At 31.0% G+C, this 22,661-nt stretch carries 19 protein-coding genes; 17 read left to right on the top strand and 2 right to left on the bottom strand.

Annotated features, from left to right (window positions below; all coding sequences use genetic code 11):
• Positions 1-21: 21 nt before the first annotated feature.
• The 9 genes from Q0T35_RS07775 (at position 22) to Q0T35_RS07735 (ending at position 7,869) form a co-directional block, all read left to right on the top strand.
• Positions 22-837, top strand: a complete 816-nt coding sequence (locus tag Q0T35_RS07775; protein WP_295841848.1) for a hypothetical protein — start codon at positions 22-24, stop codon at positions 835-837.
• Positions 824-2,335: a hypothetical protein gene (locus Q0T35_RS07770; protein ID WP_295841839.1), complete on the top strand. Its 1,512-nt coding sequence runs from the start codon at positions 824-826 to the stop codon at positions 2,333-2,335. The genes Q0T35_RS07775 and Q0T35_RS07770 overlap by 14 nt, the downstream gene beginning before the upstream one ends.
• A 6-nt stretch (positions 2,336-2,341) precedes the next feature.
• Entirely contained in the window at positions 2,342-3,277 is a 936-nt protein-coding gene (locus Q0T35_RS07765; protein ID WP_295841831.1) for a hypothetical protein, read from the top strand.
• Positions 3,278-3,481: 204 nt separating this feature from the next.
• Entirely contained in the window at positions 3,482-3,742 is a 261-nt protein-coding gene (locus Q0T35_RS07760; RefSeq protein WP_295841822.1) for a hypothetical protein, read from the top strand.
• A gap of 154 nt (positions 3,743-3,896) precedes the next feature.
• Positions 3,897-4,355 (top strand): hypothetical protein, encoded by a 459-nt coding sequence (locus Q0T35_RS07755; RefSeq protein ID WP_295841816.1) that lies wholly within the window; start codon positions 3,897-3,899, stop codon positions 4,353-4,355.
• Positions 4,356-4,532: 177 nt separating this feature from the next.
• Positions 4,533-4,946, top strand: coding sequence for a very short patch repair endonuclease (locus Q0T35_RS07750; protein ID WP_295841810.1), 414 nt, complete (start codon positions 4,533-4,535; stop codon positions 4,944-4,946).
• Positions 4,947-5,024: 78 nt separating this feature from the next.
• On the top strand, positions 5,025-6,194 hold the full coding sequence (locus Q0T35_RS07745) for a DNA cytosine methyltransferase (protein WP_295841803.1): 1,170 nt from the start codon (positions 5,025-5,027) through the stop codon (positions 6,192-6,194).
• Complete coding sequence (locus Q0T35_RS07740) at positions 6,191-7,423, top strand: hypothetical protein (protein WP_295841795.1); 1,233 nt, start codon at positions 6,191-6,193, stop codon at positions 7,421-7,423. Before Q0T35_RS07745 ends, Q0T35_RS07740 begins: the two co-directional genes overlap by 4 nt.
• Positions 7,408-7,869 carry a hypothetical protein gene (locus tag Q0T35_RS07735; protein WP_295841782.1) on the top strand — a complete coding sequence of 154 codons (462 nt, stop codon included), beginning with the start codon at positions 7,408-7,410 and terminating at the stop codon, positions 7,867-7,869. The genes Q0T35_RS07740 and Q0T35_RS07735 overlap by 16 nt, the downstream gene beginning before the upstream one ends.
• A gap of 110 nt (positions 7,870-7,979) precedes the next feature.
• Here Q0T35_RS07735 and Q0T35_RS07730 read toward each other — a convergent pair whose 3' ends face one another.
• Positions 7,980-8,240 carry a hypothetical protein gene (locus tag Q0T35_RS07730; RefSeq protein ID WP_295841774.1) on the bottom strand — a complete coding sequence of 87 codons (261 nt, stop codon included), beginning with the start codon at positions 8,238-8,240 and terminating at the stop codon, positions 7,980-7,982.
• Positions 8,241-8,853: 613 nt separating this feature from the next.
• Between Q0T35_RS07730 and Q0T35_RS07725 the strand changes: the two genes are divergently transcribed.
• Entirely contained in the window at positions 8,854-9,327 is a 474-nt protein-coding gene (locus Q0T35_RS07725; RefSeq protein WP_295841769.1) for a hypothetical protein, read from the top strand.
• Positions 9,328-9,688: 361 nt separating this feature from the next.
• Here the strand turns inward: Q0T35_RS07725 and Q0T35_RS07720 are convergent, their stop codons facing one another.
• Positions 9,689-10,996, bottom strand: a complete 1,308-nt coding sequence (locus Q0T35_RS07720) for an NUMOD1 domain-containing DNA-binding protein (protein WP_293918817.1) — start codon at positions 10,994-10,996, stop codon at positions 9,689-9,691.
• Positions 10,997-11,218: 222 nt separating this feature from the next.
• Here Q0T35_RS07720 and Q0T35_RS07715 point away from each other — a divergent pair, with 222 nt between their 5' ends.
• The 7 genes from Q0T35_RS07715 (at position 11,219) to Q0T35_RS07685 (ending at position 22,441) form a co-directional block, all read left to right on the top strand.
• Positions 11,219-13,108, top strand: a complete 1,890-nt coding sequence (locus Q0T35_RS07715) for a phage baseplate assembly protein V (protein WP_295841762.1) — start codon at positions 11,219-11,221, stop codon at positions 13,106-13,108.
• A gap of 11 nt (positions 13,109-13,119) precedes the next feature.
• On the top strand, positions 13,120-14,382 hold the full coding sequence (locus tag Q0T35_RS07710; protein WP_295841741.1) for a hypothetical protein: 1,263 nt from the start codon (positions 13,120-13,122) through the stop codon (positions 14,380-14,382).
• A 30-nt stretch (positions 14,383-14,412) separates the two neighbouring features.
• The gene (locus tag Q0T35_RS07705) at positions 14,413-14,631 is read left to right on the top strand and encodes a hypothetical protein (protein ID WP_295812376.1); all 219 of its coding nucleotides are present in this window, start codon (positions 14,413-14,415) and stop codon (positions 14,629-14,631) included.
• Positions 14,632-14,633: 2 nt separating this feature from the next.
• Positions 14,634-15,554 carry a hypothetical protein gene (locus Q0T35_RS07700; RefSeq protein WP_295841735.1) on the top strand — a complete coding sequence of 307 codons (921 nt, stop codon included), beginning with the start codon at positions 14,634-14,636 and terminating at the stop codon, positions 15,552-15,554.
• Positions 15,555-16,086: 532 nt separating this feature from the next.
• Positions 16,087-16,956, top strand: coding sequence for a hypothetical protein (locus tag Q0T35_RS07695; protein WP_295841730.1), 870 nt, complete (start codon positions 16,087-16,089; stop codon positions 16,954-16,956).
• Positions 16,957-16,983: 27 nt separating this feature from the next.
• Complete coding sequence (locus Q0T35_RS07690; protein WP_295841723.1) at positions 16,984-21,177, top strand: PAAR-like protein; 4,194 nt, start codon at positions 16,984-16,986, stop codon at positions 21,175-21,177.
• 1 nt (position 21,178) lies between these two features.
• A complete protein-coding gene (locus Q0T35_RS07685; RefSeq protein WP_295841715.1) occupies positions 21,179-22,441 on the top strand; it encodes a hypothetical protein in 1,263 nt (420 codons plus the stop codon).
• The last annotated feature ends 220 nt before the right edge of the window (positions 22,442-22,661 follow it).

Genomic DNA, 22,661 nt, shown 5'->3' with positions numbered 1-22,661 from the left:
TTAAAATAATAAAAAAATCAAATGAATTCTCCATTAGTTTCCACTCATAATAGTTCTCAGAGTACTCAGCAATTTTATTCTTTTTTGCAAGAAGAATATACACAGGTAAATGGAAAAGAGGAACGAGAGGATAGGTCTTTCATTATGATTTATTCTCTGGAACCAGTTCAAGAGTTTAATAAAGTTCATTGGGAAACCTTCAGAACTCAATATTGGAGTACCCGTATGTCTGATAGTGAGAAAGCATTGCGAAAACAATTAAGTCTTATTATTAGTGATTTACAACTTATTTTAACACCAGAAGGGAAAATACATGATTTAGTTAATCTTTCTGAAATTCAGAAAAAAGCAGAACAAATCATAATAAAACTTTCTAAAAATTATATTGGAAACAGGGCAGAAAAAGGATTTCAGGCTTATAGAAATTTTTATTCGAACAAAAAACACATTATTTCATCTTTATATTCATACAATCATTTTGGTTTACTCCTCTCTTCTTTTTATGAAGAAGTGTACAAAACTAAAAATGCTAATCTGATGGATAACATTATATTTACTATTGAAGAACAAAGAAAAATAAATAATGCAAAAATTAAAATATCAGGTAAATTAATAGAACAACATGATTTGTCAGATTTACATGAATCAGCAAAGTTAAGCGGTATTAAAGTATTGAAAGGAGATATCCCTAAACTTGAAAAATATGATGGTATCTTTTATTTAAGGCCTGATGGTTTTATTAAAAGTTCATCATTATCTATAATTTTCTCTTTTGGAGAAAATTATAAAAAAACTATAGATTATACACTTAATGCCATAAGTCATGAGGAAATATAAAAAACTAACGCATATAAACCGTTTACAGCAAAAGATGGATCAAAAATATGGTAAAGGTAAATTCCATGCAGTATTTGTTTTGGGTTTATTTTTTTGCCTTTTCTTTACTTCTTGTGCCAATGAACCAGGCTCTTCCAGAGGAGGGGCTACTACTGTTGGGAATACCCCTCCTGTAGGATCGGCAGAAGGCACTACCCATACGGGACAAAATGCAGGAGCCAGAATTACAGTAACAAATTCAGGGCAAACCGTTACTATAAATAATCCATTTGGTGAGTTTCCGGCTGTTTTGGATGCCTATTTTGCCAGACAGGACACTGAATCCGGAGAATATAAAAAAATAAAATCAGCAGCAATAGGTGATACTGTTTATATTGTTGTTGATACTGTAAATTTAAATGCACGCAAAATTACAGTTACTATTAAAGATAAAAATAATATAATTTCCGGAGATATTCCTTTCCAGCAATATAAACAAAATGGAGAAGAATTTTCTACTACTCCGGAAGATGTTAGTGGCAAATTTGAAGCAAAAGTAAGAAATGAAATTAAAGATCAACGTTTTGCCCTTTATAAAATAGCTTTAAAAGGAAAAGATGAGGATACTACAAAAAAATGGAAAGAGGATATACAAAAACATACAGGTAAAAAGTTACAGTTAAGCCTTGTGGTTAATGCAGATGAAGAAAATGTAGTGTATTGTGGTTCTAATTCTTCAGATGAATCCCAAAGAAGTAGTGATACCGAAAATAATGTATGGCTAAACCAAGAGGGGAAATGGTTTGAAGTAAATCCTAAAAAACCAGATATTATTTATCATATATATTATAGTAATGGAGAGATTCATTATGAGCTGAATACAAATGTAAATGAACGAAAAAATGCTCAATATTATTATCATGATAGTCTAGGTAATATTCACGATCTAGGTTTATTATCAATCTCTAGAGTTACCAATATTTACCCTGGACAAGCTAATTATCTTGACAGATTAGGGGGGAACCAAATATTTCTAGTTGATGTCAGACATATTAATAACTATGCGAATGGAGATGTAAGATTTTCTTTAGATACTAATACAAATAGATATTACTTAAATGACATTACAACAGCGGCTCTATTAGGTGCTATGTTAGATTGTGGATATACAGATTTCGTATTTAATGGATGTAGTAATCATGAAGGAAGATCTATTGGTGGAAGTAATTCTCATAAAAATGGAGTAAATGCTGATATGAGATACTTAAGGACAGATCAATCAGGATTACGAGTTTATTTGGATTTAACTAGTACTACGGGGGATCCTTGTGGATGGAGAGGTATGGATGAAGAACGCCAAAACGCATTTAATGATGCATTATATAAGTATGGTTGGAAATCTTTTCTTTCTTGGCGATTTGATGGAAGAACATTAAATCACTCAACTCATTATACCAATCACAATCACCACCTCCACATGCAAGGGTTTGCACCTATACTAAGAGTAATAAATACATAATAAATTATGAAAAAAAAATTATTTATAGCATTTTTTAATTTATGCTTTCTCCTCTCTTGCCAGGGAGAAGTGAAAACAAAGTTGCCTGTAAATTCAAGTAAATACTATACAGACTTTGAAATAACTAAAATTGACTCATTAAAGATCGGAGAAGAAATTGTAGAGAACAAAAGAAAGTTTATTAACCTACTTTGCAAATCATTTGAAAAAGATTATACTGTTCCAGATTTTGATTGGAATATATTTCAATCCTCAGAATTTAATATTGATAAAATATCAATAAAAAAATACGAAAATATAAATATTAAAGAAAAAGAATATCCTAGTTATTTATTCAGTTTTCTTTCTGAAAATGATCAGCCATATACAATATTATTACTTACAAATTCTACGTTAACTGATGGAGTAATTATATTTGAATTATTTGAGAATGAAGCAAAATTTTTAAGGACCTCTTCTTTAGACAAACAAATACTATCAGTAAAATTATTATTTATTTATGATCCTAATTCTGAATTCATTCCAGAAGAACCTATTGATAATCAGCATGATTCAATAATAATATGTAATAATAAATATATTGTAGATGCAGACCATTTTTTAGATTATTTCCAAGAGAATAATGGTCTAATTAATAAAAACTGGAAAGATAAAGATAGTATTTATTCGTATTCTTTAAAAGGTAAAATAGCCAATCATTTAAAACAAGGATATTGGAGTGAAAGGGCTTTTGAATTAGGCTATGGAACTCAACCAATCTGGCGATTTGGGAAGTATGAAAACGGGTTGAAATCTGGAGAATGGTTTTATTCAATAGATGATTTTCAATCAATTAATAAAGAAGAAATATACCAAGATGGAGAACTAAAAGAAGTATTATTAGATGATAAAATAATAAATAGCATAAATAAAATCGAATTTATTAAAAGTATACAATATTGAGCTAAGTATTATAATATTATTGTATATTAACATTGTTTAGTATCGTTACATCTCGACAAACTTATTAAATTAGAGTTCAAGAGGATGGGAAAATAGTAGAACTAAGAGGCAAGCAAAAGAAAGGATAGAAAGTCGCAGAAATAATTCAACTACCAGAAGTAATAGGTGAGCCAATTAAATAATATTCAAAATAAATAAAGTAAAATGAAATATATTTTAATAATACTTAGTTTTTTACTAATAGGATGTGCGAATAACAAAATTTCAGGTATTTATTTAATATCTGATAACAAAATTTGTAATGAATCCATAAAAATAGAGTTAAAAAAGGATTCGTTTTTTATATATGAAGGAGTTAATTTAAAAGGTAAAGGAACATATAAATTAATTGAAGATAATAGTAATACTTATTTGCAGATGAACTCAATTGAAGGGCTTTATAAAAAGGATTCCATAATTATATAAAATTACGGTAACTCAATGAATGAATTTGTACTTTTCTCAGAATGTGATGCAAAATATTTATACTTCATAAAGCAACAATAAGTTAATAAAATTTGTACAGACAAGAATAGAGAGGTTTAGGTTTATGAGGATCATAGAAATAAAAAAATAAATTATGAGACAACTAATATATATTCTACTTCTGACTTTAGGTTTTTCCCATGAATGTACAGGAAAAGAATTAAATCCACCAATTTATGCAATAAAAATATCTAATCAAACGGAATTAAATTTTTTAAATTATAATAATGAATTCAAATTATATTCAAAACCCAGACTAAATAAAAATGGGGTTATATATAAAATTGAAGGGTATGATGATATGAATTTTTCAGGTATCGATCCAGTTGATATTAAATTATCTAAAAATAAGAACTATCTAAAAATGGATCATATTAGTAAAGGATATGTTGAATTATCTGATAAAGATAGTATTTTACATGAAAATTATCAATGTGTAATTATTAGTATTAAAGATTCGAAAGTTGTATGGTATGGTGTTGAGATGTGTGATGGAGAGTGGAAAGGTAATCAATGGATAAGTAATGATCAGATACAATTTGAAGGAAAATAAAATTAACCTAAAGTATTTCATTTTTTTTCTATTTATTTTGTAAAAATTTCATACTACTTATATTGTTCTTTTTGGTTTTCATCATTGCAAAAGGTATTTCTTATCTTTTTTTGTAGCCCTGTTTTGTACTAATATATTAATTTTGATTTATAAAAACCATTTTATATTACATTAACAATGATATATGATAAACAGAGAATATCAAATGCTTTGAAAGCTGTTAAAAGTAAAAATACGGCTCCTGAAATACTGTTAAGAAAAGCATTGAGAAGTTTTGGGATAATTGGATGCCGATTACATTGGAATAAAGCTCCAGGTAAACCAGATATTGCTTTTCCCTCTAGAAAAATAGCAATATTCGTTCATGGATGTTTTTGGCATCGGTGTCCTTATTGCAAACAGAAAGAACCTCAAACTAATGTGGATTTTTGGAATGATAAATTTAGAAAAACAAAAGAAAGAGACAGGAAAACAGAAGAAAGTCTATATCAATTAGGATGGAAAGTTATTATTATATGGGAATGTCAAATAAATGAGAATGTTGATTATTGTATTGAAGTAATTAAGAAAATATATAATAGTGGAAACTAGAGAAATGAGAGTCTTTTTTATTCATGGGATTTACTTAATTAATACTAACTTTGTATGTTTAAAATATTATGCTAATAAATGAATAATTTAAAAACAAGAGACACTTCAACCACAAATATTTGGGATAAATCAGTCAAAGTGGAAGAAAATGGTTATTATTGGAAAGACAAACCAATTATTTCAGATTCAATTAACCTTGATCCTGATAAGCCAATTGTTGTAGAATTGTTTTGTGGATGTGGAGGCACATCTCTAGGGTTTGAGATGGCAGGATTTCAGATTGCACTTGGATGTGATATTCATAAACCTTCTATTGAAACATTTAAAAATAATCATCCTAATGCTGCAACGATATTAGGTGATATAAAGAATGTAAATCCAGAGACAATAAAGGAATTATTAGGAAATAGGGAAATTGATATTCTCATAGGAGGAGTTCCATGTCAAGGTTTTTCTTTGAATAATCGAAAGAGGCATGAAAACGATGAACGTAATTCATTGTATAAAGAGTTTGTTCGTTTTGTTAGGATTCTTCAGCCAAAAGCAGTTCTTTTAGAAAATGTATCTGGTATGAAAAGTACGGGTGACTATGTAACTGTAATTGAAAAAGAGCTTAGTCTTGCTGGTAATATGAATGTTAAAAGTAAAATGCTTTTTGCGGCAGATTATGGGGTTCCCCAATCTAGAAAACGGATAGTGTTTGTAGGTATCAAAGATATAGAGGTATTCGATTTTAATAAAATTGTAAAAACTCATGGTCCAGAAACGGATAATCAATATGTTACAGTAAGAGAGGCCATTGGAGATTTACCTAGTCTTGAGCCAAATAAGATAGCCACTAAATATGAAACTAATCCTACATGTGATTATCAAAAACTTATGAGAGAGGGAGTCAAATCTAATGAATTGATTAATCATAAAGCCCCAAATCATCCCAAAGAAATTGTTGATAAAATAAAGAACACAGCTCCTGGTGAGCCTATGTATCCTAAATTTAAACAACGAATTAGGCTAGCATGGGATATACAAAGTCCAACACAAGTGTCTGGAGGTATTCGTCCTCAGTTTCAATTCGGTCATCCATCAGATGATAGAGGATTATCCATTCGAGAAAGATGCAGATTGCAAAGTTTTCCAGATTCATTTATTGTGTCTGGAGGTATTGTTCAAGGAAGAGTACAAACAGGAAACGCTGTTCCTCCCTTACTAGCAAAGGCGATTGCGTTAGCAATAAAAAACTACTTATGAATTATAGAATTTGGTATAGCACAGAGAGTTTTGCAGATTATATAATCGAGCACTCTAATCTTAAAAATAAAAATATTACAAAAAAGAAAATGTATGAGAGTGATGCCAATAACTCTCGTAATTTTCACACAATGCCCGATCATATAAAGAAAATTCTATATCTTGATGCTCCGGATTTAATAATCGAACTGGACTCTGAACCTATTTTTTCAATAGAAGTATCTACTGAAGCAGGGACAGGACACAATGCCTTTCAAAGATTTGCAAGATTAGCTGCATCTGTTGAAAATGGAGTACCTGCCTTTTATATTTATCCTGAAGCTGTTATTATTGAAAGGCAAAGCGGAACAACCAAATGGGACAGTATTAATCCTCTCGTCTTTAAAGCATTGGAAGATGCAATGAATATCTATAGAATTCCTGCATTATTGTATTATTTCCCCTCAGATTTCAAATCTTATCCGGATGCTTTAACTTCCCCATATCTAATGTCTAAAGGTCTAAAGTTTGATAGAAATAGAAATCATGCAGGCTCTCCTGACCATCGAGATATGGAAATGCAACTTATGTTTGAGGCTATTAATGAGATTATTTTTGTCGTTGAATCTTCTGGTGTGGTTAAGGGTAGGGGAAAATTACTGAGTAAACGAATTTTAAGTACACGAAAGAGCTTAATGCAACGTGAATATGTGAATAAGGGTGGCAGGGATAATATGTCTCCTTTATCAGCAACAGTAAAAATACCTACGAAATATTTGTTAAATTATCTCTCTCAATACGAAAGTACCAATTACAAGATAGGAGAGCTTCTGAGAAGTAGAGAAGAAACTATAATATATAAAGTGGATGCTGTTTTCAGAGGAGATCCTTATCCTGGTGCTTTAGCGGCCATTGATTACTTATTATGTAGGGAAGGTAAAACTTTTGAGGAAAGAAAATATAATTTAGTTATGTGTTGGGGATCTTTCAATGTTAATGAAGACAATGAAAGTTTTACTTTATCTGGGGCAAATAAAACTATACATGATTTTATTAATGATGTGAAAAGAAGCGAGACAAAAAATCTCTTAACAAAGAATTATCAAGAAATACCTAATTATGAGATTCCTAGATATTATATGCAAGTTAGATATGGATCAACTTATTCAAAAGTGAAACATATTAGAGTATATTCGTATTTTGCAGATGCAATGATATTTCCAGATGGAGCTTTATGGAGGGACGCATAACAGAGGAAAAAGTCACTAAATTTTTATTGACTTGGCTTGAGACAAATAACTGGAAAATTATTTCTTATGATTTCCCACAAAGTGGTACAGGTATATGTATACACCCAAATTTGGAATTTAGGACAACGAAAAATAAAGATTCTTTTATACCTGATATTATTGCTTACAAAAATAATACTGTAATATTTTTTGAGAATAAAGACCGTTTTTTTCTAGAGGATTTTCATAAAGTTGACAAACTACGCACAACTTCTATGTATTCTGATTCTATACTTAATCTTCTTAAGAAGATTAAGTATAAATCTATATTTTACGGGATTGGAATGCCTTTTTTTCAAAAAAATACAATAAGAAGTGAAGAAGTAAAAAATAAAACAGACTTTATTATCTGTACCATGCAAAAAGGATCCATTATTGTTTTTTATGACCCCATGAAGATATTTTAAAATATTATTTTTAACAGATTGAAAGCTTCTTGAAAGAAATTTATTTTAATAGTTATCTTATATTTTAAGTTTTTCATGAGGCTTTTCTATAGTATTTATTTTGTTAAAATTTAATGAGTATCAGTATTTACAGCCTGTTCCAATAAATAAGATAGTTCTACAGGAGCTAAATATCCTGTTAAGCATTCTCCGGTAGAGGTATTAATCCAGTCATTAGCACTCAGATCAAAGAACCATTTTTCAAACTCATAAATTGTTTTAGATGAAGGCTGAGGTTTTTCATAACTAGGAAGATTAAATCCGAACCTCTCAAAGATCCTTTTGTATTTTATTGCAGTAAATATGATATACTGGGCCTGGGCATAAATCATTGGAGGAAGATGGCTTTTTTCTTTTTTTAGATTTGTTCTTTATATCCGGTTCTGGGAAAATTTTGCTTCCGTATTTTTGATTACTTCAATCAAATCCCTTTCGGGTTTTTCTCTTTTCTGATGAATTGGGCTTTGGAACAGGTGAATTTAGGAGTCCATAATTCCAGCCACTCTTTTTTCATGACTTCTGCTATTTCCATGTTACTATGTTAATAGGAAAATGAGGATTGTAGGTTATTTTCTGAGGATTGAAAAAACAATAAGATTTTCTATTAATAGATTTAATATTAATAATTATTCAATTGAAGTTTGATGGTAATCCAATAAATGAATTAAAAAAAGAGAGTTAAAAAATTATTTTAGATAATTTAAATTTGGCTGATAATTATCATAATAAATTTATTTGTATTTGTCAACAGTATGTTAATAAATTAGTTAAATATTAATACTGTGTAATTTAGCAAAGCTAATACGTAAAAAACAAGTGCCACATTATTATATCAAGAATTATTTAATGCTGAAAAGCACTAATATAAGAGATATTTTTGTTTTTATATAAAATAAAAAACTTAAAATATTTTTTATATTTGAATGTAATTAAATAACTATAAAAATGAAAAAATTATTCTTGTTTGTCATTGTGTTTATTGGATTAACACAATTGTCATCATGTTCAGATGATGATAGTGTAAGTAAAAATGTTACACTCCAAGATCTTGGAATAGAATATGGTGCTGAATATGAAGTTCAAAGTTACGTGAAAATAGATAAAGATAAGTGGGGGTATGTAGATTTTTCTCCAAAAGTTTATATCACATTTATAGACGAAAACTTTGTACGGGAAAAAAATGAAAATGGAGCTTTTATGAATCAATATTCATTAATACCTACCAAATTATCTTCCTATCCTAATCCAAATTTAAAAGTAGAAACTAAATTAAATTTTATCAAATACGCTCCAAATGCGGTTAAAACCTACGTAATTAACCCTAGGGAAAATTGTAAATTAATTAGAGATTCAGGGCGATTGATCCTAAAAAAACCAATAGATAATAATACTAATGATTTTTTTAGATTGGTGAGATAATAATTCCACTATGCTTTAAATATAATCATTCATTTTCTATTTAAAACATTTAACGTATAAATTTTTTACGATAGGTTTTGAAGTTTAAAATTTTTTAGAAATTTTACCTAATAAAGTTCCTTTGTTTTTTATAGAACAAACTTTTAATTGAATAAATATAACTCCTGAATATATGCAAAATGACTCAAAATCTTCGGTAGTTATTTCAAGAGCAACTTTTCTGTGAATCAGAAGATCGCCAGTTTAATCCCAGCTGAAGGAGCTGAAAATAAAAAGGTTATAGATATAAAAATTTGTAACCTTTTTTATTTGACAAAATTTGCCTATATAAACTATGGTTATTAAAAAAAAATCTAACTTTTTATATGATTTTTTCTACATATTTCCATATATACCCCCCACAGGTTTTACTCCTTCCATGTACAGCATCATTTATACTGCTACGAGATACGCCGGTTGATTTACCTGCTTCAATAACAGAAGGATAAGTAGCTATATGATTTCCAGAGAGGTCATATTGATAAACTACTTTAATTTTCTTTTTAGGGGGAGTTATTTTTGTTAGCTTATTTCCTTCCATCCAAATAAAACCTCTTAAATATTGAGGCTTAGAACTGAGTATTTTTCCTAAGGTCATCTCAGGTATTCCTGTACTTTTGGAAGCTTTTGATATGCTGGGGTAAACCATTATAAGATTCCCTTCTTTATCAAACTGGCTTACTATTTTAGCGCTAATTGAGGGAGGTACGGGATCTACTTTCTGAGGCTCATAACCTTTTTTCCAAATCAAGCCACCAGCAGTTTGAGATCTTCCTTGTATACACTGGCGAATACAGCCTCTATTTATTTTAGTTTGCTGCTCAGCTTCCCATATATTATTGTATCCGGCTAAATAATTACCCTCTTTATCATAACAACTAAGCGGTTGAGAAGATATGCTTGGTGTTACAGCAATAATTTCGGAAATATCATTTTCATATCTCCAAATATAATTTCCTGCATATTTTTGCTTTCCAAGAATACATTTTCTAATAGCCGCTTCGTGAATTCCAGTTTGTTTATAAGCTTCCCTTATGCTTGGATAAGTGAGTAGGTAGTTACCTTGCAGGTCATATTGCTTAACTTTGATTTTAGTCTTACTTTTTTCCTGTAATTTGTTTCTTCTTTCTTTGGGCCAAAAATTTCTTATACTCGCAAATATTTCAGGTACATTAGTCCTTCCTTGTTTTGCTGTAATCCGGTTTAATTCTGCACTATCCGCCTTATAAAGGTTTTCTATCTTATTATTAAAATTATCCCAATCTTTATGAAGGATTAGATCTTGTTTGGTTATTTTGCTGCAAAAAGCTTCATATACCTTTCTGGAAACATAAAATGAATAAGTAATTTTTTCAATGGTTATTTTAGTTATTAAGGAATAAAAATATTTTTTGAGTATTTTATTGTAAAGTGGTTTGGGATATTGTTTTCGAATTCGTTCGGGGCGTTCATAGGATATTGTTTTTAATCCTCCTTTGGTACCTTGGTAAATAGTTCTTTTTAAATTTTTTATGCGTCCCATATTGGAAATCATCAGATAACCTTCAAAATCGGGACAATCTTTCCAGATTTCTCCGGGAATATCTTTGAGTGATAAATTTTGATATGGATATAAAGCAGTTTTTTTCAATTTACTTACTTAATTAATTTAAAAAACAGAGAGACCTCCTATGTCTATAGTAAAAATCATTTACATTTAAAGCAATATAGCAAGGAATAGCTTATATTGTTTCTTTATAATAAAGAAATTATTTACAGCAACAAAGATATAAAAAAAAATATTTTGTATGTTTGCTAATCATTATTATTTTTTATTTTTAATGAAACTAATTATTAAAGAATATGGGGCCTTATGGAAAAAATAGATAAATCTGAAGTTCCTTTTACCTTTTCTAGTCCAGATGTAGTAAAAGAGAAAATTGCAAACAAATTCAATCGATACGGAAAAACCTCAATCACTTATGTTAGTGTTAAGATTGCCGGAGAGGATTATTTTACTGAAACCAACATTGCTAAATTAGAGATTAAACAAAAAGTAGGAGATCATCATAGTTTTGAGATTTGGTGTGATCCGGGAGAATTTAATGAAGATAATGCTTATTTATTTGAAAACTCCAGAGCTCATTTAGGTAAGCGGATTACTTTCCAATTTCACAGGTTTGGAACTGTACAATCAATTTTTACAGGATTGATCACCCAAGTATCCACTCAAAAGCAAGACGGAGTAAAAAAAGTTATTTTGCGTGGCAATTCTCCCTCTATACTTATGGAAAACGGATTACATACAAGAAGTTTTGAAAATAAAACTTTGGAAGAGATTATAAAAGAGGTAGCTTATCCATATGCAAAGAATTTAATTGACTTTAAAATCAATCCGAATTTTAAAGAAAAAATTCCTTATATCGTTCAATATAATGAGAGTGATTATCAATTCATAAAGCGATTAGCCTCTCGTTTTGGAGAGTATTATTATTATAACGGAGAACAACTGGTTTTTTCTGCTTGGGGAGGGAAAATAACAGAATTAGCTGAAGAGGAAGATATTTTTAATTTCGAATTAAAAATGGAAGTGCACCCTCAGAAATTTTCTTATACAGCGTATGATGCTAAACAATCATCTGATTATAAGGTAGATTCAGAAAGTCAGAGGCTACAACAATCAGAGAATCCTTTTCAGCAATATGCCATTAATGCATCAGAAGGACTTTTTAATGTTTCTCCCACCGCTCATTTTGATAAAAGCTTATTGATAAATCAGCAGTTAGATATTGAAAGGGCTGTTCTTGCAGAAAAACGTAAAAGACAAAATTTAGTTTATATAGAGGCAACTACTAATGAACCTAGCTTACGCCTAGGCGATATAGGTAAAGTTTCAGCCTGGATACCTAAACATAAAATTTTTAAATCCGGAAAAATTCCGATTGAAAGTTATAAGATAAATGAAATCATTCATTGTTTTGTAGAAGGAGAAGGATATACTAATACATTTATAGGAGTACCTAAAGATTTAATAACACCTCCGGATTATGACGGAAGCAATTCCCCGGTAGCAGATATTCAACATGCTATTGTTACAGATAACAAAGATCCAAAAAAGATGGGACGTGTACGTCTTCAGTTTGTCTGGCAAAAGGCTGAAAATAGCCAGACACCCTGGGTTCAGGTAATACAACCTCATGCAGGTAGAGATAAAGGAACATATATTAATCCGGAAATAGGAGAAACTGTATTGGTAGCTTTTCAGGGAGGAAATGCAGAAGCTCCTATTGTATTGGGAACGGCTTATAATGGAGGAGAGATAGCTGCTTATTACACTGAAGGAAATGATATTAAGGTAATACAAACAAGAAGTGGTGCCAAAATTATTTTCAATGATGCTGAAGGACAAGGCTCTATTCTAATTGAAGACCCAAGCGGTAACCGTATCTTCTTGGATGGAAAAGGCAATATTAGGACAGAAGTACCGGAGACTTTCTTTTTAGATGCTAAAAATGTAGTGGTTACGGCTTCCCAGAATATAAGTATGAGTGCAGGGGAAAATATTTCTATTATGGCAGCAGAAGACTATAATCTGGCAGCAAGCAATATATATGAAAGTGCCGGAGAAGGTAGAGTATCTAATGCTAATGATTTTATAGAAATTTCTAAAAAAAGTACTTATACAAGTAATGAAGATAAAATAAACTTGGAAAGTGCTTTGGAAGTTAAATCCAATAGTGCACAACAAACCAGTTTACATTAAACTATAGTAATATGGGAGTTATAGAAGGCGGAAAAATAATACGAACTATAGGAGGGGAAAGTATAAAAATTGCAAAAAAGTCCATTACTTTAACTGCTACAGAGGGTAATCTTACTTTTAATGCAGCTACTAAAGTAGAAATGGTGGGCAAACAAAATGGAGTAAAATATCTAAATGATTATAAACCTCCAGAGGAAATACCTACTACTTTAAGAGTTACTAAAGTTATAGGGCCTGATATTATTAAAGGCGGAGGTGTCTATGATTATCAAGCAGTAGAATTTAATAGAAAAAATTTTTCATTAGTAGAGCTGAACAAGCTTATATGGAATGTAAAATATGATGATTCCGCAGAATTTTTAGGATTTGAAGATGAAAAAAATAAAAATTCATATATTATTTCAGATAAGAAGATTGGAGTAAAAAGAATTCATGTTTTATCTGAAAATGTAATAGGAAAGAAAAAAATCAAAATATATCCCTTTTTTAATTCTCCTTCAGAAAATGTTTGTGTTATATCTCATTTGGAACTTCCATCAGGAGTTTTTGTCTGGGCAGAGACCAAGGGTACTGGGCATGTATTTCTAACTGTTCATAAGGAGAATAACATATATTTATATACTTATGGAAGATATGATGATGCTTATATGATTTCGCTAGGCACCATGGGGGAAGGAGTTTTAATCAGATATACTAACAAGTTAGCCATAGAATACATGAAAAAAGAATTATATAGGCTTGATTGCAAAGTATATCAGATTAAAGATGTTAAAGAGGATGATTTGATTGAGATATTTGATAAGATATGGAATAGTTCAACAGAAAAACCAGACAATAAATCAACATCAGATTCAGTGAAAGAATATGGTAGGGTTATAGATGATTATGATTTAACTGGTAATAATTGTACTACTAAAACATGTGATGCCTTGAAGGAAGCAGGAACAAATATTTTTAATTTTGATGCTTATTTATTCAATAAAAAAATGTATTCCTATAAAGAATATTTTACTATTCCCAGCTCACTGAATGATTTCCTAAACGAACAAAAGGAAACTAATTCCGATATTGTAGTTTCTACAGAGATCATGAAATCAACTTATGAAAATATACAATCTATAGAAACATTAGATAAAACAGGATCTTCGGGTGAAACTTCAGGAAGTTCAGGGGATGCATCAGGAAGTTCAGCAAATTCTTCCAACAGTGAAACGATCAGCAGCGGATCAAGCCCTGCCTCAAGTGGAGGAATTTATGGTTCATCTTCCAATTAAACAATTATTAATATGAAAAAAAATAATTTTATGAAAATAATATTAGGACTTTTTTTTGTAATTGTAGTTATAGTAGAAATAGCACTGATTTTAAATGCATTTCTCACAGTAAAATATCAAATAGAAGAAGCTGAAAACATGACTCAGGTATTAAATAAAATATATAGTATTCTAAATAATGGAGTATATATAATTATTTTTGACTTAATTTATTTATTAGTCCTTCATATTCTCTATTTTAAAAAGTAACAGTGCAAAATAAGAGTTGGGAACATACCCGTATATATAAAACAGAGCATAACTTAGAAGTAAAGGAACGCTCACAAACCAAACAAAGCAGAGTTTCTTTTGACATGGGAATCAATTGCAATACTAAGGATGAAAGCATACGTAAAGTATTCACCCGGGAAAATTACCTGATTAATTCCCGGATACCAGAAGATCATCATATCCGTTTATTATACGAATTAGAGCAAGCAGTTTACCCATTGGAAATAGAAGTAAATACGTATGATAATTTTGAAAGAATCCCGGGCCATGACCTGTGGTTTTCTACCTGGCAAAAAAATGCAGATGCAATTTTACAGGAGAAATACAGTCGTGAGTTTGCCGAAAGCCTGAAAAACCAGGTACAGGGAAATTTGGAGACCGAAGAAAAACTTAAACAAAAAATACAGGAAAAAGCCTTCTGGAAATTATACTTTTTTGGGATGCAAAATGCTCAGAATGATAATACCTTACGTTGGAATATCTTAAAAGTTGGTACCCTTTATTTTACAGGACATGTACAGACAAAAATTGAAGAAAATAAATGGGTATCTGTTTATCGGGAGAATCAGGTAAAACCGGAAGAAAGTTTAGCTCAGAAATTAGCGGATCATTTAAATGCCATAGTTTATGCATTTTTAAGACGAAGTAATTATACATCTACCTGGCTTGACGGTGGCGACCAATCATACACTAAAAATTACATAACCATTGAAGATGAAGATATAAGCAATCCGCTAAATCCCATGGATTGGTATAGAAAGTTAAACAGAAAAGGATGGGACCAAGCTTTGTGGAATACTTCCGGGGCATATATGGCGCCAACAAGCGGCAAAACACCAGGGGGCCTTCTTGAAGAAGGTATGTTTATTTTTGAAAAGGGCAAAAAAGCAAGAAAAAAATAAAATAATATGAAATACTGTAAATCACTAATTTTTGCTTTTATTATATATGTTTTAGCAAGTTTTGCGACTTATTTTTCCATGCATGTATATTCAACTGATATTTCATCATCATGTTTTGAATGCTCATATAAGAAAGATGTTTTTTTGTCTTCCATTCATATAAGTGTAATTTTTCTTTTATTGATTCTACTAAAAAATATCTTGAAAAAAAAATGGAGTATTTCAATATTCTTCACGATTATATTTGCAATACTTGTTTTCTTTAACAACTATAATATTTTTGTAGATAGGGTTTCATCGTGGAGTAGTTACACCTTTACCGAAGAACTTCTAAGTGTCCTGTCAAATTCTTATTTGTACTTGGGGATCAGCACTATATTAGTATTTGTTTTATTAAAGTTATTTAAATTTTAAAATAAAATCCTTTTAACAAGTACACAGCCTATAATCGGTTTAAGTTTAATAAAATTCATTGATAAAAAAATAATCAATGGTTATAATAATTTAGATACAGAAAACTAAGACGGAAATAATGCAAATTAAACCTTGGGATAATATCCGTATATATAAAGTAGAACATACTTTGAAAGTAAAAGAAGGCCTACAGGTTAAGGAGAGTAGGATAACTTTTGACATGGGAATCAGTTGCAATATAAAGAATGGTAGCATACGAAAGTTATTTACCCGAGAGAACTGCCTGATTAATTCTAAAATACCTAAAGAACATCATATCCGTTTGTTATATGAATTGGAACAGGCTATTTATCCGCTGGAAATAGAGGTAAACCGGTATGGGAATTATGAAAAAATACCAGGTTATGCTTTATGGTTTTCCAACTGGCAAAATAAAGCAGAAAAAATATTGAAAAAGAACTACCGGGGAGAATTTGCTGAAAGCTTGAAAAACCAGTTACAGGAAAATTTGGAGACCGAAGAAAAGCTCAAACAAAAAATACAGGAAGAAGCCTTCTGGAGATTATACTTTTTTGGGATGCAAAATGTCCAGAATGATAAGACCTTGCGTTGGAATGTCTTAAAAGCAGGTACTCTTTATTTTACGGGAGATGTACAGACAAACATTGAAGAAAATAAACTGATATCTGTTTACGGGGGAAAATCGGAGAAACCGGAAGAAAGTTTCACTGAAAACCTTAACATCCTCTTACGAAAGAAAAAAAATTCTAAACATTACCTAATGCCGGATAATATAGAGGCAAGCGGTATGGTAAAATCCGTTTGGGAGAAAGACATCGGAAAACTGCTTTATAAGGCATCAGAAATTGAAGTAAATTCAGAAGATAAAAACTATCTTTATTCAGAAAAAATAGAGATGAAATATCAAGGAATAAGTATAAGAAAAGAAACTAACCCTAAATCTTTTATTGTTTCAAGAAACAAATAAAGAAAAGAGAAAGAAAATTAAAAAGATATGGCAGAAACGACAAAAAAGCGAGTAGTAGTAGTAGAAGGAGCCCGTTTAAACTGTTCATTGGGATCATTGCCGACGGTATCCCTTAAGGTAAAACACAAAGATGATGATAAATATTACATTAATGAAAAAAAGATAGCGACTTGGCTGGAAGATAATAAAGATCATATGGATTTTGGTGTATGTAACAGAAGTAGCTCAAAACCCAAATGTACCCCGAATATCAGCTGGAGTGATTATTATGAGAATGCGGAGTTTGGAAAAAAGAAAATTCTTATAGACCAGTCAAAAGGAACATGTAAAATAGGGGGAGGTACCGTGATTATAAAAGAACACGGACAAAGCGCCCAACCTTCTTCCCGTATATATAAAAAAAATAAGAAGGATTCCTATGAAATCTATATGCTCAGTCCTAAGGTAGCAGCCTCTAATGGAAAAAAACTACCTTCAGTAAGTAAAATAGACTTGGTTGTTTCCCCGGCACAACGTATTTCATCCAACCGGGAAGTATCGTTTGAAATAGGAGGTAGTATTAAAAGCATCAAGTTAGTAGCCACTGTAGGTGCAAAAGATGATAAAAGCCTGGTAAGCTGGGCGTTTTATAAAGGTGATAATCAAAAAAACAGGTTCAAGACCTATCTGGAATACGGAAGTGAACTTATTGAGAATCTGGAGGCCCTTCCTGAGGGTAAAACTACTATTTTCGGATATGGCGAAACACCCGTGGGAAATTCTACCAAGATAATTATCAACCGAAAACATAATAAGCTTGAGGGCATTTCAATGAAGTTGTTGAACGTAAAGCTGGAATCTGTGGGCAAGGCTCCTAAGAATACCCAGATAGTTTTTAGTCCTAAATATACCTTTGCGAATTCTCCCAAATTATCCTTGAATCAGGTCGGTTGGCAGCAAAAGACTAAATGGAATATCAAAGACGAGAAAGGGAACATTTTGTATACCACTGCTCCCGGTTTTTCCGCCAACCGTAACCAGGGAGTAATATCTACTTTCTACTCAAACAATTATTTAACCGCTATATTTAAGAACAACGGTAATTACCAGATAGAGCTACAGGATTTTTCACGGACATCGTTGGGAATGTTGCCAGATATAAAGACCCTTTCGCTTCGAATAGTAAACCGTTCGGCCAGAACAATTATAAATAAGGGTTTGCCAAAAATACGTAAAGAAGATTCCATTCATTTGTTGGCCTCCGGGATTGAATTTGATTATGGAATAAATCAACTCGGCAATCGAGCATTCTGGCATATACAAAAAGACAGTGGAAAAACGATTAGTTTAGGTCTTCGTGCAGAAGTAAAGATGAACGTTCCCGAGCTTATAGAAGAATTCAGGAAAAAACAGGTAATAATATCGAACCCTTACGGGGAATATAAATTTCGGATTGATGGGGAAGAAAAGGATGTTATTTCGATAGGCACCAGTTCGGATACAGCGGTAATAGAGGTAGCGAAAAACCGTATAGAAAGTATCAGCGGCCCTGATAAAATACCGGTAGGAGCAGTGGTTACATATAAAACAAAAGTCTTAATGTCTTTGGTGGGCTCGGAGCATATCCGGTGGATACAGCCTGCTGCCCCTTTTATAAAGTTTAACCTTTCTTCAGATCATAAACAAGCCACCTTACAGCTTAATAAACCGGGGAAAGCCTATTTTTCTGCCTACCTTGAAGGAGAGGATGCAAGTACCAAAGAGGTGAAGAAAACCGTAGAGGCAACATATATTTACCTGGAAAAAGCCCTGTGGTGTTATGCAAATGGTAAACGAAGGGCTGAAACCGGATGGGAAGAAGAAAATTATATTCATGTCTCACTAGAAGGCCTCAGCAGTATCCCGGTAAAACTTAAAGTATGGGTAAAGCACCCCGATGAGGGAAAGGTTGGAAGTTTGTCTTACGAAAATTGCCTGTTAAAAGAAATAGATTCCTCGCTGAACGGGAACGGAAGCCTTCAAACATCTTTTATAGTAGATAAGGAACTCAAAGAGAAACTACAAAAAATATATCCAGAAGAATCGCCCCAAGCCAAGTTGTTTTTTACGCTGGAATTTACAGTAGGGGAAATACTGGATTTATCAAAAGTGAGGCTGATTGATAAAGGAAGCTCCGAAGAAATACCCTTTGTGGAAAAACAAGGGAAAAACCTATACTTTGTATTAGATGCAGATGAGGATTTAAAAATCCCTGCAAGGCCACGCATTACGGCTATTAACTTTTCAAATGAAGCAGGCGACGATATACAGGTAGGAGTTACCCAATATGGTAAAAAACACACCATTTGGGTAAATACCGTAGGAATGACTAAGGAAAAGCTGGTGGTTATAGTTTATAAAAAGTTGTTGAAGGATGACATGATAGAAACCTACAACAATAAAGATAAAGCATTTGCAGTTACCGCGCAGGTAAAGAAATATGAAGAGCAGGAAGTGGGAACGGATGGTTTGTTGGAACTGGACTTTATCCCTGAGAAAAAAGATGGAGAGGGCGATCCGCAATTGTTTTACATTGCCGTATTTAAAGAACAAAAGAATGAAAAGGACGAAACCATACTGGTAGAGGTAGGTTCTCAGCTTAAAACATTAGATAGTTTACCTTTTGACAAGGAACTGAATGAATATGCCTCACAGGTAGGTATTGCAATGCCTACCTTGGAAGAAGGCCAAAGCCCGACAGCTGAACAGCTAAATGATATTGTATCTAAGTTTTTCCATTTTTATAATCCGCTGTATGTATCTGAAACAGGGACTATTGAGGATCAGCAGGTTATTTCCCCGGTTCTAGTCGAAAGGGGTAATGGTAAGAAGACAAGAACATGTTATTGCGATCGTGATTTTACAGAAGAAGAAGTAAGGTCTTTGGTAAAAACAATAAAAGGAAGAGAAGTAATTTGGGAAGGATTAAAAGAATCATGTCAGGTGGAGGATAAAACCTTTAAAAGCCTAACTTTTGAGTTAAACAAAATGTTTCGCAAATACAATATAAATAAATGTATACAAAAGATAACTTTTTTAGCACAGGTAAACGCTGAGACAGGCTTTTTTTCAATTTCACATGAAGAATTGAGCAAATATTTATCCAGTAAATCAAAATATAAAGGAAGAGGGTTAATTCAATTAACCGGAAATCTAAATAAGGCAAAAACATCCTACGATGACCCCGGCCCTTATAAGGAATATGGAAAATCTATAGGGGATGAAAACAAGTTTATAAACAATCCTAATTTGATCGCAACCAATTTGCATTATACTGTAGATAGTTCCGGATGGGAATGGGAAATAGAGAAAAAAGTTCCCGTTTGGAATCCCAACATATATAATCAACAAAAAACTAAAGATGCGGTTAAATGGAAAGTAGAAAAATTTGCTAAAGGCTTAGGCAAAAGCTTAAATCAATTAGCTTTAGTTTTAGAAGAAACAGGAGAAGAAAAATATTTTTGGTTACAATCTAAAATGTTAAATGGTTATTTGTTAAAAGATACAGATTCACCAGATCCTCATGGATGGTCTAAACGAAAAGAAGGTCTACGAAAGTTGAAACAGTGGTTTAAGTATGATAAGAATATTTGTAATGGAGAAAAAGAGTTGGAATATGAAGAAGAAGAAGATGAAGATGGAGTTTTAGCAAAAATGAAGAAAATAGTAGACAAACATTATAAATATAAACAGGAGACCAATAAATATAGGACAGAAGTAAGTGATAAAGGATTGGAATTTATGGATTGTTCGGAATTAGTTAGTCGATATTTATATGAATTAGGGATAGGTATAAATAAAACAAAGAATGAACCTATTTATATGACAACAGCTGATATGACAACAGAAAAAGCCTTCAGGAATAAATTAGGAAACGAAAATATAGATTTAGTAGGAAAAGAAGAAAGTTTCAAACCCCAAAGAGGAGATATATTTGCTTGGGGATATTCTACTGGAAGCGGATGGAGTGGTCATACAGGCATTGTTTATAAATACGATGAGAAAAAAGATTTGGTTACCATATTGGAAGCAATAGGGAAGAAAGGAAGTGCTGATGAATCTCAAAATACAGTTTCTAATGGAGGATTTCCAGGAACAAGACAAACTCGAACAGCCGTATTTAAACGTACAAGTAAAGCATTAGTAAATCATAAAGGTTGGTTTGGATATTACAGGCCTAAAAACTATACAAAAAAATTATAAAATGAAAAAGATATTATTATTACAATTTTATCTATTTTTTCTGATTTTAAGTTGTCAGGGAAAAATGAGAATAGAAAATGAGCCCCATCAAGTTAATGAAGAAGAAAAAATAGAAATAAAAAAAGATACTATGAAAGATTTAGATATTAAATCTATGAAAGAAATGTTAGATAAAGAATACGATAATATAGATGCAGACACACCTTCTGAAGAAACCTGTATTAAGTGGCTAAATTCAGAAATCTATAAATCTTTACTTAAGAATGGATATAAAACACCTTCCTTAGAAGATTTTCAGTTAAAAATGCAAACTATTTTCGGAATAAATTTAAAAATTAAACAACGATGTAAATGGGATAAAAAAGATAATGAATATATAACCTTATATGGTAAAACATTTATTGAAGATAAAAAGTCAGGATCATATAAAAATATTCCAAGACCAGAATTCTATGAATTTAATTATACCGGGAATATTTTTTTTATGTTAGATAATCATTTTATGAGTTTTATAATATTTCCAGTAAGGATTGTAGATTTTCCACTTGATAGTACTTCTTATAAAGTCAAAATACCTCAGGAAATGATCTCCCGAAATAAATATTTATTCAATGACGATAAGAGTCAATTTTCCTGGCTAATCAATAATGATGAAAATTTTATGCGAAGTTTGGTGACAACTTATGGTTATACAGAAGATAAAAAATTGTTAGAATGGGTATTAGAAAATACAAATTTAGATTTTTATAAGCTTAAAAATGAGAATAATCTTGATTTTAATGAATTTGGAAGTTTATTTTGGAGTAAAAGCTGTGATGGGAAATTAAAGTTACATTCTAATACGTTTAAAATATACCAAGAATTGTATAAACCTAATGATAATTCAACTATACGATTTTTATTAGATGATATAAAAGAATACTTACAATATCTTTTCGATGAAAATAATTATAGAGGTATTCTAACAGAAGATGATAAAATTGAAATAGGCGCTAATTTAGTTTATTTTGCAGAGCAATATAAATATAATTCTGATTTTAAAGATAGTGAGAGAATGATGGGAAGATTAAGGTATTTTATAATAGATGATTTAAAAGGAATTTTAAAAAAGAATAATTACTATAATTTACCTAAATTCAAAGAATGGTGGAATAAAGCTTTGTATGATAAGGATTTTGTTATAGAATGTGAATATGGAGGTATATGTGGGAGAGATAACCCAGGGCCAGATCCTACAGATCCAAAATATAAAAATTCCTTTTAACATATTATAAATGGATATAAATAGAATTTTTCAAAGACTGTCTATCCAAATTGTGGTCTTCTAGAATTAAAAAATTAAGAAAAATAAGGTAGAATCTACTTTATGGAATATATACTTTGGAGAACAATATAAATATGACAAACATTATGATTATAATTATCAAAAAGACTCTTACGAAAAAGAGTTTATTAAAAATAATTATTATGGTTTACCAAAATTT

The sequence above is a fragment of the uncultured Apibacter sp. genome (genome assembly GCF_946479295.1).
Classification (GTDB): Bacteria; Bacteroidota; Bacteroidia; order Flavobacteriales; family Weeksellaceae; genus Apibacter.
The sequence above is the reverse complement of the archived record's forward strand: the minus strand, read 5'-3'. Positions and strand labels throughout refer to the sequence as shown.